The 15,821-nt window shown below is 62.5% G+C and carries 10 protein-coding genes; 7 read left to right on the top strand and 3 right to left on the bottom strand.

All coding sequences use genetic code 11. The features are described 5' to 3' along the window. The first annotated feature begins 77 nt into the window (after window positions 1-77). Entirely contained in the window at window positions 78-2,600 is a 2,523-nt protein-coding gene (locus H6A16_RS03730) for an S-layer homology domain-containing protein (protein WP_204616258.1), read from the top strand. A 236-nt stretch (window positions 2,601-2,836) separates the two neighbouring features. Here the strand turns inward: H6A16_RS03730 and H6A16_RS03725 are convergent, their stop codons facing one another. Then, window positions 2,837-3,124, bottom strand: coding sequence for a hypothetical protein (locus H6A16_RS03725; RefSeq protein WP_204616256.1), 288 nt, complete (start codon window positions 3,122-3,124; stop codon window positions 2,837-2,839). Between the two features lie 681 nt (window positions 3,125-3,805). Here H6A16_RS03725 and H6A16_RS03720 point away from each other — a divergent pair. Continuing rightward, window positions 3,806-6,889, top strand: coding sequence for an S-layer homology domain-containing protein (locus tag H6A16_RS03720; protein WP_342589713.1), 3,084 nt, complete (start codon window positions 3,806-3,808; stop codon window positions 6,887-6,889). Window positions 6,890-7,022: 133 nt separating this feature from the next. On the opposite strand, the gene H6A16_RS03715 is transcribed toward H6A16_RS03720, so the two are convergent. Then, window positions 7,023-9,083, bottom strand: coding sequence for a protein kinase domain-containing protein (locus H6A16_RS03715; protein ID WP_204616251.1), 2,061 nt, complete (start codon window positions 9,081-9,083; stop codon window positions 7,023-7,025). 93 nt (window positions 9,084-9,176) lie between these two features. Continuing rightward, window positions 9,177-10,085, bottom strand: a complete 909-nt coding sequence (locus H6A16_RS03710) for an FHA domain-containing protein (protein ID WP_204616249.1) — start codon at window positions 10,083-10,085, stop codon at window positions 9,177-9,179. A 544-nt stretch (window positions 10,086-10,629) separates the two neighbouring features. On the opposite strand from H6A16_RS03710, the gene H6A16_RS03705 reads away from it, so the two are divergent. The 5 genes from H6A16_RS03705 (at window position 10,630) to H6A16_RS03685 (ending at window position 15,811) form a co-directional block, all read left to right on the top strand. Beyond that, on the top strand, window positions 10,630-12,291 hold the full coding sequence (locus tag H6A16_RS03705) for a CTP synthase (RefSeq protein WP_204616246.1): 1,662 nt from the start codon (window positions 10,630-10,632) through the stop codon (window positions 12,289-12,291). 13 nt (window positions 12,292-12,304) lie between these two features. Beyond that, the gene (gene xerD / locus H6A16_RS03700; RefSeq protein WP_204616480.1) at window positions 12,305-13,207 is read left to right on the top strand and encodes a site-specific tyrosine recombinase XerD; all 903 of its coding nucleotides are present in this window, start codon (window positions 12,305-12,307) and stop codon (window positions 13,205-13,207) included. Window positions 13,208-13,807: 600 nt separating this feature from the next. Continuing rightward, window positions 13,808-14,242, top strand: coding sequence for a division/cell wall cluster transcriptional repressor MraZ (locus H6A16_RS03695; protein ID WP_204616244.1), 435 nt, complete (start codon window positions 13,808-13,810; stop codon window positions 14,240-14,242). Window positions 14,243-14,251: 9 nt separating this feature from the next. Next, window positions 14,252-15,232, top strand: coding sequence for a 16S rRNA (cytosine(1402)-N(4))-methyltransferase RsmH (rsmH, locus tag H6A16_RS03690; protein ID WP_204616242.1), 981 nt, complete (start codon window positions 14,252-14,254; stop codon window positions 15,230-15,232). Window positions 15,233-15,370: 138 nt separating this feature from the next. Next, window positions 15,371-15,811, top strand: coding sequence for a hypothetical protein (locus H6A16_RS03685; protein WP_239458180.1), 441 nt, complete (start codon window positions 15,371-15,373; stop codon window positions 15,809-15,811). Window positions 15,812-15,821 lie beyond the last annotated feature (10 nt).

Raw genomic sequence — 15,821 nt, 5'->3', positions numbered from 1 at the left:
ATGACAACCGTTTGCTAAGATGGGAAGATCGTGTTTCCATCTGGGCTGCTGCTTGGTTGAGAGGAAGGATTGCCAGCATGATGCATCCGGTCAGCTATTGGAAGGAACATACCCGTTCTGTGATCCTGCGTGGTGCGCTTGCGCTGGGCGTCGCCACGGCGGCGCTCGGCGTGACGGCCCAGCCCGCGCTGGGGCTCGACGTGGACCGCGAGCTTGCGGCAAGGACGAACGAGGCCTACAGCTTCAGCGCGAACGCCGATACCATCCGCCTGCAGACGGCCAAAGACGCTCTGCCCTCCAGGTACGACCTGCGCGACCTCGGCGTGGTGACGCCCGTCAAGTTCCAGAATCCCTGGGGGACGTGCTGGGGCTTCGGGGCGATCGCGGCATCCGAGACGAGCATCCTGTCCGAGGCCGGCCAGACGTACGCCGATACCGGGTTTGACCTCTCCGAGCGCCATCTGGCCTACTTCACGTCCAACCATATTCCCGTGGGCGACGACAACTACGACAACCAGGGCGGCGAGGGCGGCTACAACGCGCTGACCGAGGCGGACGCGCTCTATGACCCCACCCTGGCGGAGGACCTCTTGGGGTACCCGCTGGAAAACGCCACATACAACAGGAGCGGATACTCGACGTATGCGACGTCTCTGTTCTCGAGCGGCATCGGTCCGGTGCTCGAATCGGACGCGCCGTACCAAAACGACGAGGGGATTGTGGACCCGAGCGGCGTGTTCTGGTCCGATCAGGGCACCTGGTCGCTTGCCGAGAGCCTGAGGGGCACATCCGTCGCCGCGCTCGAGGAGTCGTTCATCCTGCCCTCGCCCGCGACGCTGAGCAGCGATGGCACCTCCTATACGTATACGTACAACGAGCTGGCCACGACCGCGATGAAGGAGCAGATTCTCGCGGGGCGCGCCCTGGCCGTCAGCTTCCATGGCGATCAGTCCATGCCCGGCCAGGCATCGGAGAACACCTACATCAACACCGATACCTGGGCGCATTACACCTATGAGCCGGCTTCGCTTAACCACATGGTGACCATCGTGGGCTGGGATGACTCCTATTCCAAGGAGAACTTCAACGCGGGGCACCAGCCTCCCGCCGATGGCGCATGGATCGTCAAGAACAGCTGGGGCTCTGCGGACGGGGAGTTCCCCAACAAGTTCGCATGGGGTGACAACGGCTATTTCTACCTGTCGTATTACGACCAGTCCATCGTGACGGTCGAGGCCTTCGACTTCGACTTGACCGGGCGCGAGACGGACCAAAACGGTCAGTATATCGTCAACCAGTACGATTACCTGCCGACGGAGCAGGCGAACGCCCTGCCCTATGACGACAAGGCGAGCGCGGCAAACGTGTTCACCGCCGCCGAGCCGCAGGACCTGACGAGCCTTTCGTGCGAGACCTCCACGCCGCAGACCAAGGTGACCTACGAGGTGTACCGCCTTGCCGACGATGCCGCCGACCCCACCGATGGCGAACTGGCGCTGACGCTCGAGGAGACCTATGAGTTCGGTGGATACCATCTGGCCACGATTCCCGAAGCCGACCGAGCCAAGCTGCACTTCGATGAGGGCGAGCGCTTCTCGGTGGTCGTGACCATGCAGGGCCCCGACGGCTATTACATCCTCGCGCAGGCCGCATTCAACGACGCCTACCGGGACCTGGCCATCAGCCAGCTGGAGCAGCAGGAGGAGTCCACGCATGCCCTGAGGAGCCAGCTCGTCAATCAGCTGGTGACGGAGTACCGCGCGGAGCATCCTGACGCTTCTGACGAGGAGGTCGACGCCTACCTCGCCACGAAGGAAGAGTGGCTCGCCACGGCGACCCACGATGCCATCCAGCTGCAGGTGCCGGGATATTTCAAGGGCGTCGTGAACGACGGCGAGAGCTTCATGATGGCCAAGGGTGATTGGGTGGACTGGTCCGACGCGGCCGAGGAGACGTCGGGGGCGCTGGGCGGCGTCATCGATATCGACAACCCCTCCATCAAGGCGTACGCCGTGCCGGTCGATGAGCCGTATACCGACGTGCCGGCAGACGCTTGGTACCACGACGAAGTCATCCGCGTGACCGGGCTCGGCTTCATGGGCGGCTACGGCGACGGCACGTTCGGCCCCGAGCACAAGCTCTTGCGCGAGCAGGCCGCCATGGTCATGTGGAACGCGCTGGGCGAGGGCGCCACGGACGCGCCGGCTGTCGACCGCTCCGATGTCGTCCAGGACGAGTGGTACTCCAACGCGGTCAACTGGGTCGTTGCGAGCGAGCTCATCAACGGGTACGACGGCTCCGACAAGTTCGGCGTGGGCGATCCGCTCACGCGCGAGCAGTTCGCCTGCATCATCGCCAACGCGGCCGGAGCCGACCTCTCCGAACAGGACACCTCGGTGCTCGATGGCTATGTGGACGGCGACGGCGTGTCCGATTGGGCGCGCCCGGCCGTCGCCTGGGCGGTCGAGGCCGGCGTGATCAACGGCGTCGAGGGCGAGGACGGCACGCGCACGCTCGATGCCGTACGCGACATCACGCGTGCCGAGATGGCGGCCATGATGCTGAACGCCGTCGATGCCGGCGCGCTGGCCGAGGGATAATCACGAGCGCTCCTGTCGGTACGGGGGCGTCTGTCGCCCCGCGAGACGACGGCGCCCTATGAGTTCGGCGGCCTCCCGTCCAAGCAGGACGGGAGGCCGCGTGCGTATTCCGAATATGGAGCGCTCATTCGTATTCGTTGAGAAGCGATTTTGCCGCCTGAGGGCTGCAGAGGGTATGCAACAGGTATTCGACCGTGCCTTCGAGCTGCTTGTTGAACCGCGCGGTGTGATGGATGCTATAGGCCGTGCTTTTCCCTCAGCGCCGCAAGGGATTCGAATGCATCGGCGGTTCGTCCCGCAGCGATGTCTTCAAAACCGGCCTCTATATCAGAAACAGGCTCATCGAAGTAACGTTGCCTGTCTAGTTCGCGCTGCGCCGCCTGCTTCAGGGCGCGGTCGTACTTCTCGAACGTCTTGGAAGTCATCACCACCAAGCAGTCATAGCCGTTCTTGGTGATGTGGATGGGCTCGTTTTCTTCCTCGCACCGCCGGGTGATGCCGGCGGTGTCCTTCAGTTCTTTCATCGGAAGTATGGTTATAGAGAATTCTCCTTCATGGGACAGTTATTCCATTTCATACCCATAGTTGGGAGATAGGCCAGCCAGCACCATGTATTTCAAATTCAAATTCAGCATCCGGGAGGGGCGGGGGAGAGGCCGATGACACAAAATGGGCAGTTTGGCACGCTAAGAGCCTTTATAAGGCTGACTTTCGTTAAGCAGCCTACCTGCGGCGTTGCTGTAAACGGGAGAACTCCTGAATACTAGGCACACATCCCGCTGAACGATTTCGCGAATGTTCAGAGGGGTTTGTCAAAGCGAACATCGGCCGGCCGTGCTATCGAGTTGTAATCTGATTGAATTGGTGACAGAAGCAGCGTGGTATGCCTGATGATCTGCGGAAACACCAAAGTGGCATCAGATCGGCCCAGTGACAACACCGAGTGTGGCTTGTTGCGTTTGATGGGTTGCCGGGAACGCCCAACCGGCAAGGTTTTGCGACGTCGTCTGTAAAGAAATAATGTATACCACAGAATCCGCTTAACGCAATCTAAACACAGTAAAAACTCATAAATCATTGACGAGGAGGGAGCAACTCCTTATAATTCGATATTACGATGTCAAAAGGCATCGACTCCGGGTCGGATATAAGGAGTTGAACAGAATATGAGTAGATTCGAGTTGGGCGGAGCGTCCCGCTTGGCCGTGACCGCCGGTCTCGGCCTGGCTCTAACGCTCGGCGTTGCACCCGCTGTTGCTTTGGCAGAGCCGGTGGAGACGCCAGCCGAGGCCACTGCCGGGCAGACACCCGAGGCTACAAATGTCGCGAAAATAGGCGAAAAGACCTATGCGACATTGAAAGAAGCCATTAAAGATGTTAAGGATCACGAAACGATTGAGCTCACTGCTGACGTTCCTAATGCCGAAGGCATTTCAGTCCCAAGTGGTAAAAACTTCGTGATTGATTTCGGAGGCCATACATACACGCTTTCGGGGCCGGGTGCTGGCTCGGCAGGAACGGAAACGCAGGGCTTTCAGCTACTTAAAGACTCTAACATAGTTTTTAAAAACGGTACGATAAACATTGCTCCTAATGCTGATAATATCAAGCGCATCATCAACTCTTACTGCGATGTGACGTTTGAGAACATGACGTTCGACGCAACGCATCAAGTTGGTGGACAAGATTATGCTTTGAGCTTCAATAACGGAGAAGCGGTATTCAAAGGCAACACGAACATCGTGATGTCAGAGCCTAACGCTATCGCTTTTGATGTTTGCCATGGATGGGCGTCGGCCTATCCCAATGTATCTGTGTCGTTCGACGGTGACTTCTATGGAGACATTCAAGGATCGATTGTTTACGACACGAATAGTCTGGAAAACGCAGAGATTAACGTGCTCGGCAACGGCAGCTTTAAGTCCATCGTGCTGAGCGATCAGACCAAGAAGACTATCGCGTCCAGCTCGAATGCTGAGCCAACAATTGTGGTTTCAGGCGGCACTTTTGAAGAGCAACCTCAAAAGGATTGGCTTGCTGAATCCGTTACTGCAGTTAAGAATGAGACTGGTGAATGGACAATTTCCAAAGCGCCGGAAGCTATAGCTTCTGTCGGAAACCAGAGCTACGCAACTCTCGAGAAGGCAGTTGCTGAGGCGAGCAACGGAGATACCGTAACTCTTCTAGCTGATGCGACGTGCGTCTCTCGCATAACAATTGACAATGGCAAGTCGATCGAAGTTGATCTTGCAGGTCATGACGTCACGTTCGACTACGATTCCTATTTCTATGTAAAGCACGGAAAGCTTGAAATCAAAGGTGATGGAACCGTTGCGGAGGGACATCCCTACTACGGTCCCATTATGATTGAGGGCGCCAAAACGAATGTTGCAGACTACAGCGTTGTCACAATCGGCAAGAATGTAACGCTTGAAGGCTGGAGCGGGATTTTTGTTGACTACAACGAGGACAAAGTTGCCTACGGCGTTGTGGTGACACTCAATGGCCATATCAATTCCGTGGAGGACACTTCAGGTGCCGGTGGTCACGGAATCTATCTTCAGGGAACTATTAAGCCAACGGAGGGCTACGTTCCCAAGTTCACGCTTGGAGAAACTGCCACGATTACCTCTGTTGGCAACGGCATTTATGCCGCAGGTTACGGTGAGTGGATTATCAATGGCGCAAGCGTGTCTGGCAGCACCGGCATGGAAATCCGTGCCGGAAAGCTGACCATGTCTGCTGGTTCCATTGTGGGCACCAGTATTCCTACGCAAGTTTTGCCTAACGGAAATGGCAGCACCACTTCAGGTGCTGGTCTTGCTGTTGCCCAGCATACGACCAAGTTGCCGCTCGATGTGACCATTACGGGCGGAAACGTTTCTGGCTACACGGCGTTTTATGAGAGTACGCCCGAAAACAATCCTAAGCTTGATGTGATTAACTTGGCAATCAAGGGGGGAGAGTTCGTCGCCATAAACGGTGGCACGAACGCTGCTTATAGTGGGACGTATGAGGACGATGTAAAGAATGGCGCAGGGTTCATTTCTGGCGGCTCGTTTAGTTCGTCTGTTAAGAACTATGTTGTTGACAGCTTGAATGCTGAGCTGCATAGCTCTGATGGTATGTACAGCTACTACGAAACGGTTGAGCAGGCTCTCGCAGCCGCAAAGCCTGGCGATGTCGTAAAGGACCTGAGCGCAGAGGACGCCGGGGAAACCACTCAGGTTAAGGTAACGCTCGACTACGCCTATGACAGCAAAAAGCACGAGCTGAACCTCGACAGCAAATCGACGCTTAAGCTCCCCGCTCCTACGCGCCCCGGCTATACCTTCAACGGCTGGAAAGCCCCTGACGGCACTGTGTACGATGCCGGCGCAGCTTACACGGTTACCGCCGACGTTGCCCTTACCGCGCAGTGGACGAAGAACTACGTGCCGCCTACTCCCAAACCCGAACCCGAGGGATCCGAAGTCACCATCACCGAGGTCGACGGCGGCAAGATCAAGGTTGATCCCGAGCGTGCTGAGAAGGGCGACACCGTTACCGTGACGGCGACGGCAGACGAGGGCAAGCTCGCTTGGTCCGTCTCGGTTACCGATGAGGACGGTAAGGCCATCGAGGTCAAGCCGGGCGAGAAGGATGGCACTTGGACCTTCGAGATGCCGGACGGTCCCGTGACCGTCGAGGCTGAGTTCGTGTGCGACGGCGGCGAAGCCTGCCCGAGCCACAGTCTCTCCGACGTTAAGGTCGGTGCGTGGTATCACGACGTCGTCGACTGGGCTGTTGAGAACGGCATCATGACCGGCTATGAGGGCGCCGGCAAGTTCGGTCCCGACGACGCGCTCACTCGCGCACAGCTTGCCTCCACGCTCTACAAGGCCGCGGGCTGCCCCGAGGTCTCTGACGCCGACCTTGCTGCTATCGCTGCTTACACCGATGTCGACTCTACCGCTTGGTATGCCGACGCGATTGCATGGGCCAAGGCTGAGGGAATCATGACGGGCTACTCCGACTGTGCCGCCTTCGGCCCAGATGACATCCTTACCCGCGAGCAGCTGGCAGTGGTGTTCTGGCGCACCGCGGGCGAGCCGGCGGCAGAGGGCGACGCGCCCGAGTTCCCCGATGCTTCCGATACGTCCGACTGGGCCGATTCTGCGGTCGACTGGGCGGTGTCCACGGGCCTGCTTCAGGGCTACTCCGACACCGGCAAGCTCGATCCGCTGGGCGACCTCACCCGAGCCCAGATGGCTGCGGTAATGTATCGCCAGGCAGAGGATGCCGAGTAACGACTAAGCCCCTTTCGTTTACGAAGGGAGAGACGGCGCGAGTCGTCTCTCCCTTCGTCAAGCGCTGAAGAACAGGGCCGGCGCCCAGAGAGATGATCTCTGGGCGCCGGCCCTTGCTTTCGAACTCCCGCCGCTAGATGCAGAACCCGGGCAGGATGCCGGAGGTGTCGGTGCAGGCGGTGGCGAAGTGGAAGGGGTCGCCGTTCGGGCCCACGCGGTTGAACGTCACGATGCCGTCTGCCAGCGAGACATCGGGGCTCGCGCTGCGTAGCCACCAGTAGTCGGGCTCGTCCTCGTTGTTCCTCACGAGGGGTTCGGCGGCGGACTGCGGCATGACGCCGAGCTGCTCGAAGTAGTCGTACTGGCTTCCCTCGGCGTTCAGGATGTCGGCCAGGAACCGGTAGCCCTCGTTGAAGGTCAGGCGCGCCCGCTCGCCGGCGAGCTCGCAGTAGCTGAACAGCCACACCCGCTCCTCGGTGGGGGTGACGGCGGAGGGGTCCTCGGTGCCGCCCGTGTTGTTCGTGTACTTCGTGACCGGCACGATGAGCTCGGCGAGGTCGGCGGGGAGCTTCTCGATGAAGTTGCTGTTGAGGTAGGCGCGCATGTCGCTCGCCTCCCATCCGCCGTCGGCATAGGCCTTGTCGCTCATGGGTTTGGTGCTCACGATCTCGGTGAACATGAACGTGAGGCCGGCGTATCCGGAGCCGTCGGCGAGCTCGTCGTGGTTGATGCCCACGAGCTGCACGTGGTGGGGGATGCCGTCGAACTGGAGGTCCTTGCACATGCTGCCGTCGATGGTGCCGTCAGCTCCCACGAGGCCGTAGCCGTTCGCGATGGCGATGGCGTCGGTGGGGGTCTCGGCCGCCGAGATCTCGGCCGAGATGTCGGCGAGCTCGCGCCAGGTGTAGCTGTTCAGCGTGCGCGGGGCGAGAAGCCCGAAGCCCTTCGTGTACACGGCGGCGGCACCCGCGCCGAGAAGCCCCGCGCCGCACAGGGCGCCCGCGATGAAGCTGCGCCGCGAGATGGAGGGCACGGGCCGCGCCGGCGGTTCCGCCGCGGGCTCGGGCTCCGCATCCGCGGCGGCGCGCGCCGCCCTGTCGCCCGCGACGGCAGCCGCGGGTGCCTGCGACCTGTCGGCGCCCACAGGGCCGTCTTCGTTCCCGTCGGATACGGGGGCGCTCCCGTCGAGCCAGGAGGCGAGGCGCGCGTCGAGCTCCTCCGCCGAGATGCGCTCCTGCTGCTCGCGGGCGAGGCCCGCCATGATCGCGTCGGTCAGGCCGCGGTCGGCGTCGCTGCGCGGCGCGAGCGGCAGGGGGTCGTTGTCCATCTTCACGCGGTAGGGGGAGGCGGCCAGCGACATGCCGCGCCCGTAGGGGGTCGTCTGGGCGTAGAGCTCGTACAGGATGCCGCACAGGGCGTAGACGTCGATGGCCGACGACGAGCGCAGCTCCACCAGCGCCGGCTCGTCGCTCGTGAGCATCTCGGGCGGGGCGTAGTCGGGGGTGCCCGCGCGCCAGATGTTGGTCAGCATGGTGAGGGAGGAGTCCGCCGCCACGGCGGTGGCGCTGCCCATGTCGACGAGGCAGATGTCGAAGCGGTTCGTGGCCACCTGCTCCTCGAGCGGGGTGCGGTCGCAGCGCAGCATGATGTTTTTGGGCGAGAGGTCGCGGTGGATGAAGCGCTCGTCGAGCGTGCGTGCCGCGATGAGGGGCGTGAGCACGGCGCGCCCGATGCCCGCGATGGCGCGCGCGTCGATGCGCCCGTAGATGTCGGCGGGGAGCTGCGGGGTCGCCTCGTTCAGGGTGAAGCCCTCGATCCACTCCATGAGGATGGCGGGGACGTCGTCGATCATGCCGTAGCCGTAGAGCTTGGGGAAGCCCGCGAGATGCGACACGACGGTCTGCGCACGGTATTCCTCCAGAAACGTGCGGGTGCGCACGGGCAGCACGCGCTCGCGCTCCTCGGTCTCGAGGTCGTCGGTCTTGAGCACTTTCAGGGCGAACGCGGCGCACTCGGTGTTGCTCACGCGGTAGACGGTGCTCGAGGCGCCGCGGCGCGGAGCGACCTGCCCATCGACCAGCAGCGTCATATAGCGGCGGCGCGTCTGGTCCTCGTCGCTCGGGGCCACGGCGAAAGCGGTGTCGAACGTCGAGAACTCGATGAGCTGCTGGGGCCGGATGGAATGCTGTGCCATGGTCGTGTCTGCCTTTTCGGGTGGGGTCCACAGGTCGTTGGGCCGATTGTACGGTGCGGAGGGTGTCACTCTGTTGCGCAACAGGGCAGCAGATCAGCCGCTCAGACGCATGACGAGGAAGCGCGTGGTGGCGCCGAGGCAGAGGATGTCGCTGTTGCGGATCTCGAAGGGCTCTGCGTGCTCGTCGCCATCCACGTGGCGAGACGTCCTATCGGCTCCCGAGATGACGCACGTCCCGTTGGTCGAGGCGAGGTCGCGCACGAACCAGCGGTCGCCCTCTCGCCAGACGCGCGCATGCCGGCGGGACACATCGGCGTCGACGTCGGCGATGCAGTCGGCCCCATCGGGCAGGCAACCGATAACGGTGCCCTCGGGTTTGCACGACAGCTCGCGGATAGGCGGTCGGAACGCGCCGTCGACGATGCGCACCAGGCCGAGGCGGTGCTCGGCGGGGCGGCCGGCGGGCGCGCCGTGCGCGGCCTCGTCGGCAACCAGGGTATCGAGCGAAGCGGACAGCTCGCTTTCGGCGAAGGCCCCGACGGTCTCGATGGCCCGGGCGGGATCGGCAAGGCAGCCGGTCACGAGGAAGAGCATGACGAGAAGGAGCGCACGGTCGGATTCGCGCTCAAGGTGGAGCGACATCACCTTGCGCACCGCGTTGCCGTAGGGCATGGGGTCGATGCCGCAGGCGTCGAGCGCATCGCGCATGATGGTGGCGGCGGTGCCGCGATAGTGCGCGATCACCTCAGAGCAGCCCGCCTGCCTGCCGCCGCGTGCCGCGATGAGGCGGGCGGCCATCGTCTTGGCGCTGACGGTGAAGTCGGAGAAGAGCTTGGAGGGGATGGAGGAGGGGCGGGCATGGACGACCTCGCGCGACAGAAACGTGCGGTCGCCGATGCGCTCCTCGATGGTTTTCCCGCCGATGGAAATCTTGCCGTCGAGCAGAACCAGGGCGGCATCGCGATGGGCGATACCCCCGAAGCCTCGAAAATCGGCATACATAACTGAACTCGGTGTTTCTGCCGCCAATTTCCGACCCCCTTATGTGCAATTGAAACGATATCAACATAGCACGGTTCGACGGCATCTGCCATTTTTCGGGCCATCGCCTTCGGTCAAGCGCGCTGTGCCGCTCGGGGAAGGCAAGCGCGGCAACGTGATTCATGGGGCGGCGAAAAATGAGAGCTTTTATACACAGTTTTATACGTCATTCCAGTTATGAAGCCCGTTTTCAGCGAATCTTGGAGTGTCCGTCGAGTAGCTGCCGTCTTTTGGGCGCTCCTGCCAGACGTTTTTGCCGTTCGCGGTCGGCTTCGAGGCGTGATGTGCCGGCGAAACCGAATGGAAACGCTGAAAACGGCATGTATACCTCTCGACGCGGGCGCGCGAGCGCGTATAGATCGCACCTCTCGCGTCGAGCGCGCAAACGGCAAGCGTTTCGAGAATTGTTACGAGAATATGAAACGGCGGGGCGCCGAAGCGCGAGTTGTACAATGAAGACCCGTGAAGACTAGGAACTTCGACGGGAAAGCTCAGGTACAACACAATGACCAAACATGTTTTCGTTACCGGTGGCGTCGTATCCTCACTCGGCAAGGGCATCACGGCCGCGTCGCTCGGCCGCCTGCTCAAAAGCCGTGGATACAAGGTCACCATGCAGAAGGCGGATCCGTACCTGAACGTGGATCCGGGCACGATGAGCCCGTTCCAGCACGGCGAGGTGTTCGTCACCGAGGACGGTTACGAGTCCGATCTGGACCTCGGCCACTATGAGCGCTTCATCGACGAGAACCTCACGCGCAACTCCAATTTCACCACGGGCGCCATCTACCAGGGCCTGATCGCCCGCGAGCGCCACGGCGACTTCCTCGGCGGCACCGTGCAGGTGATTCCGCACGTCACGAACGCCATCAAGGACAAGTTCCGCAAACTCGAGGAACAGACGGGCGCCGACGTGGTCATCACCGAGCTCGGCGGCACGATCGGCGACATCGAGAGCCAGCCCTTCGTCGAGGCCATCCGCCAGTACCGCAAGGACGCCGGCCCGGAGAACGTCTGCTACATCCACGTGAGCCTCGTTCCCTATATCGCCGCGGCCCACGAGGTCAAGACCAAGCCCACGCAGCACTCCGTAAAGGAGCTGCGCAGCTTCGGCATCCAGCCCGATATCATCGTCCTGCGCAGCGACCACAAGATCGACGATGCGATCCGTGCCAAGATCGCGAGCTTCACCGACGTGGACGTGGACTGCGTATTCACCAACGAGGACTGCGCCTCGATCTACGACGTGCCGCGCCTGCTCGCCGAGCAGGACTTCGACCTGCGCGTCTGCGAGCGCCTGGGCCTCGAGCCGCGCGAGCGCCATATGGAGGACTGGTACGCCTTCCTGGACAAGCAGGATCACGCCAACCGCCATACCGACCGGGTGAAGGTTGCCGTGGTGGGCAAGTACACCCAGCTGCCCGATGCCTACCTGTCGGTCATCGAGGCCCTGCACCACTCGGGCATCTTCTTCGACCGCCATATGGACGTGCAGCTCGTCGACGGCGAGAGCCTCGACGAGAGCAATGTCGACGAGATGCTGGCAGACGCCTCGGGCATCTTGGTACCCGGCGGTTTCGGCAAACGCGCCTTCGACGGCAAGATCTGCGCCGCCCGTTATGCGCGCGAGCACAACATCCCGTATCTGGGCCTGTGCCTGGGCATGCAGGTGGCGGTCTGCGAGTTCGCCCGCGATGTCGCGGGGCTTGAGGGCGCGAGCTCCTCGGAGTTCGATCCCGAGGGCCCGCATTCGGTGATTGACCTCATGGACTCGCAGGAAAACGTGACCGAGAAGGGCGGCACCATGCGCCTGGGCGCCTATCCGTGCAAGCTGGCGGAGGGCTCGCTCGCGCGCGAGGCGTACGGCGAGGACCTCGTCTTCGAGCGCCACCGCCACCGCTACGAGTTCAACAACGCCTATCGCGATGAGCTCGAGCGCGCGGGCCTGGTCGTTTCGGGCACGAGCCCCGATGGGGGACTGGTCGAGATGGTCGAGCTGCCGCGTGAGACCCATCCGTGGTTTGTCGCCACACAGGCGCATCCCGAGTTCAAGAGCCGTCCCACCAAGCCCCAGCCTCTGTTCCGCGAGTTCGTGCGTGCGGCGATCGCCCAGAACGAGGGCGTCGCGCGCACCGAGGTGAACCCCACCAATCCCGTGGATTGCTAGTGCCATGGCGGCGATGACGGCGCTCGAGCGCGCGTGCGAAGAGTATATGAGCTACCTTGCGGTCGAGCGGGGCTACTCCCGCAACACGCTCGAGGCCTACCGCCGCGACCTTTCCGCCTACCGGGCGTTTCTCTCCGGGTGCGGCGTGGAGGACCTCGATGGCGTGACGCGCGCCGACGTGGAGGACTTCATCGCCGCCCGGCGCGAGGAGGGCTATGCGTCGTCGTCGATCAACCGCTCGCTTTCGGCCGTGAAGGGCCTCCACCGCTTCTTGGTGCGCGAGGGCGTGAGCGAGGAGCATCCGACCGCATCGGTGCGTTTCAGCCGCCAGGAGGAGCGCCTGCCCGACTGCCTGTCCATCGACCAGGTGGGAGCTCTGCTCGACCAGCCGTTCCCGCCGACGGACGCCGGCGCGCGCGATCGCGCCATGCTCGAGGTCCTGTACGGCTGCGGCCTGCGCGCGAGCGAGCTTACGGGCCTCGACACGGGCGACCTCTATCTCGACGACGGCTACCTGCGGGTGTTCGGCAAGGGGTCCAAGGAGCGGCTCGTCCCCATCATGGGGACGGCGCTCGATGCGCTCGCGTCGTATCTGGAGGGCGCCCGCATGGGCCTGGCGTCGCACGCGCGCTCCGGCATGTCGCCGGCGGTGTTCCTGAACGCCCACGGCACGCGGATCAGCCGCCAGTCGCTCCATGCGATCGTCGAGCGCTACGGCAGGACGGTGGGCATCGAGGGCCTGCATCCCCACACGCTGCGCCACTCTTTTGCCACGCACATGCTCGCCGGCGGGGCCGACCTGCGCGTGCTGCAGGAGATCTTGGGCCATGCGAGCATCGCCACCACGCAGATCTACACGCATATCGACCGCACCCAGCTGCGCGAGGTCTATCTCGCGGCGCATCCCCGCGCGTAAGGGGAGAAACGTGACACTGGGACCCGTCCTAGCTGTCATGTACCGCGCGTAGGGGGAGGAGCATGACACTGGGACCCGTCCTAACTGTCACGCTCCCCACCGCACCGTTGTGCGCGTCTCCCACCGCGCCCCACCGCGCTGCAGTGACCGTAGATTGAAGTGGTCAGAGCGCAATCCGAGGCGTTTTGACCCCATATATAGATATCGCGCCGCCATCGTATTCGCTCGCGGTGCAACAGATGCCCAGCTCAGTGGTCTCCCATTTTCTCCCACCGCATCTACCTGCGCATTCTTTAATCCGACACAAAGCGGTTCGGTCCATCAAAAAACGGTTCAATCTCAACTTGAAGGTTATAGTTCGCCCCATCGACAACGATAGGTGGTGAATTCCCGCCGCCCAAACACAACATCTTGTGTTTGGGCGGCAGTGCGTTTGTCGGGCGGTCAGGTACGTCGGTGGGTCGGTGGGAACCGGTGGGGGAGAAAGTGGGAAAAAATGTTGCGAGAGGGGGCTTCAGGCCATTAAGATAGAGCCGTCGACAAGCGGGGTGGCTCCCCGCGCACAAAGCCCACCGAGTAGCCGAGAGGAGGGGCGCAGCAGTGATACTGACCGGATCGTTCGAGCGCAATCTCGATGCAAAAGGCCGTCTATCCCTGCCCGCTGCCCTCCGCGACGACCTCCCGAGCCGCGTGCGCATCCTGCCAGCCCCCGATGTCGAGGCCGTGTACGTGTTCCCTGAGGACCGCTACGAGGCATGGGTCATGAGCCTGTTCGAGAAGCAGGAGCGTGGCTTCGATCGCCGCAACCTGGACGATCAGAAGCTCATGCGCGTGCTCAACTCGATGGCCACGCCGGCGGAGATCGACTCCGCCAACCGCATCGCCTTGCCCGAGAGCTATCGCTCCAAGAAGCATCTCGACCGCGAGGTGACGGTGATCGGTAACACCGACCATCTGGAGATCTGGGATCGCGAGACCTGGAACCAGACGCAGGCGGAGACCGAGGCAGAGCTCATGGATCTGTTCTTCAGCTAAGGGGTGCTCATGGTGGATACGCAGACGGCCGCGGGAACGTTGAAAACCGAGTTTCGGCATGAACCTGTCATGCTCGCAGAAGTGCTCGAGCAGCTCGATCTGAGCGAGGGTTCCGTTGTGTGCGATTGCACCCTCGGCGGCGCCGGCCATTCCGTGAAGATGGCCGCGGCGGTGGGGAAGACGGGCCTTCTGATCGGCATCGACCAGGATGACATGGCCCTCGAGGCTGCCGGCAGGCGCCTGGACGCGGAAGCGCCCGGCACGCCGCGCAAGCTCCTCAAGGGCAACTTCGGAGACCTCGACGAGCTTTTGTGCTCGGCGCAGGTTCCCGGGGTGGATGGCTTCCTGTTCGACCTGGGCGTCTCGAGCCCGCAGCTCGATATCCCTGGAAGGGGCTTCTCGTACCACGAGGACGCCCCGCTTGATATGCGGATGGATCCGGGTAACAACACCCTAAACGCAGCAGAGGTCGTAAACACCTATAACGAAGCTGACCTCGCCCGGATTCTACGCGTGTACGGGGAGGAGCGCTATGCCGCGCAGATCGCACGCCAGATCGTGCGCCGCCGCGCGACGGAGCCGCTCCGCACGACGGGTGACCTGGTGGAGGCGGTCAAAGCGGGCATACCCGCCGCGGCGCGCCGCCATGGAGGGCATCCCGCCCGCAAGAGCTTCCAAGCCATCCGCATCGAGGTCAACCACGAGCTCGATGTGCTGGAGCGGGGCCTTGAGGCGGCGGTTCGCTGGGTGAATCCGGGAGGGCGCATCTGCGTCATCTCGTACCACTCGCTCGAGGATCGCATCGTGAAGCACATCTTCCACGAGCAGAGCCAGGGCTGCATATGCCCGCCGGATATCCCGGTGTGCGTGTGCGGGCACGTGCCGCATCTCAAGGTTCTCACTCGAAAACCGCTGGTCGCGCGCGCCGATGAGGTGCAACGCAACCCCCGGGCCCGATCTGCCAAGATCCGCGTGGCCGAACGGCTCTGAGCCGCAACGTCGCGCTGATTTTGACCTGTCGTCCCGAAACGCCGCCTAAACGAACTTTAAACGCACTACTCATACACACGAGGGGACGGGTCTCATATCATGGGTTATCGTCATTCAAACGCAGCAGTCGCCTATGATATGCAGTCCGCCGCAGTCCCCGCCGGATACGGCCAGGCCGCGCCGCGCCCGCTTGAGCGCCCGCAGCTCCATGTCGTATCCGGTGAGGGCAGGCAGGCTGACCAGGGCGTGAGCCCTGCCTTCATGACCGTCATGAAGGTCTTCTGCGCGCTCGTGATGCTCTTCTGCATCGTGGGCTTCGCACGCGTCGCCATCGCCGGCGCCACCGCGCAGATCATGAACGCGAACGCCACCCTCACCGAGACGCTCGACGAGGGTCGCGACCAGAGCTCCAGTCTCGAGGTCATGCACTCCGTGTACAGCTCGCCCTCGCGCGTTCGCGATCTCGCGGCCGGCACCCTCGGCATGGTCGAGGCGGACCGCTCCGTGACGGTCGACCTCTCGGCTTCCTCCTCTCCCGCGGCCGATGCCGATGCCCCGACCGATGCGCAATCTGAGTAGGATACCTATC

It is taken from the genome of Collinsella tanakaei (assembly GCF_016900375.1).
Lineage (GTDB): Bacteria > Actinomycetota > Coriobacteriia > Coriobacteriales > Coriobacteriaceae > Collinsella.
This window is presented reverse-complemented; position numbering and strand designations above follow the sequence as displayed.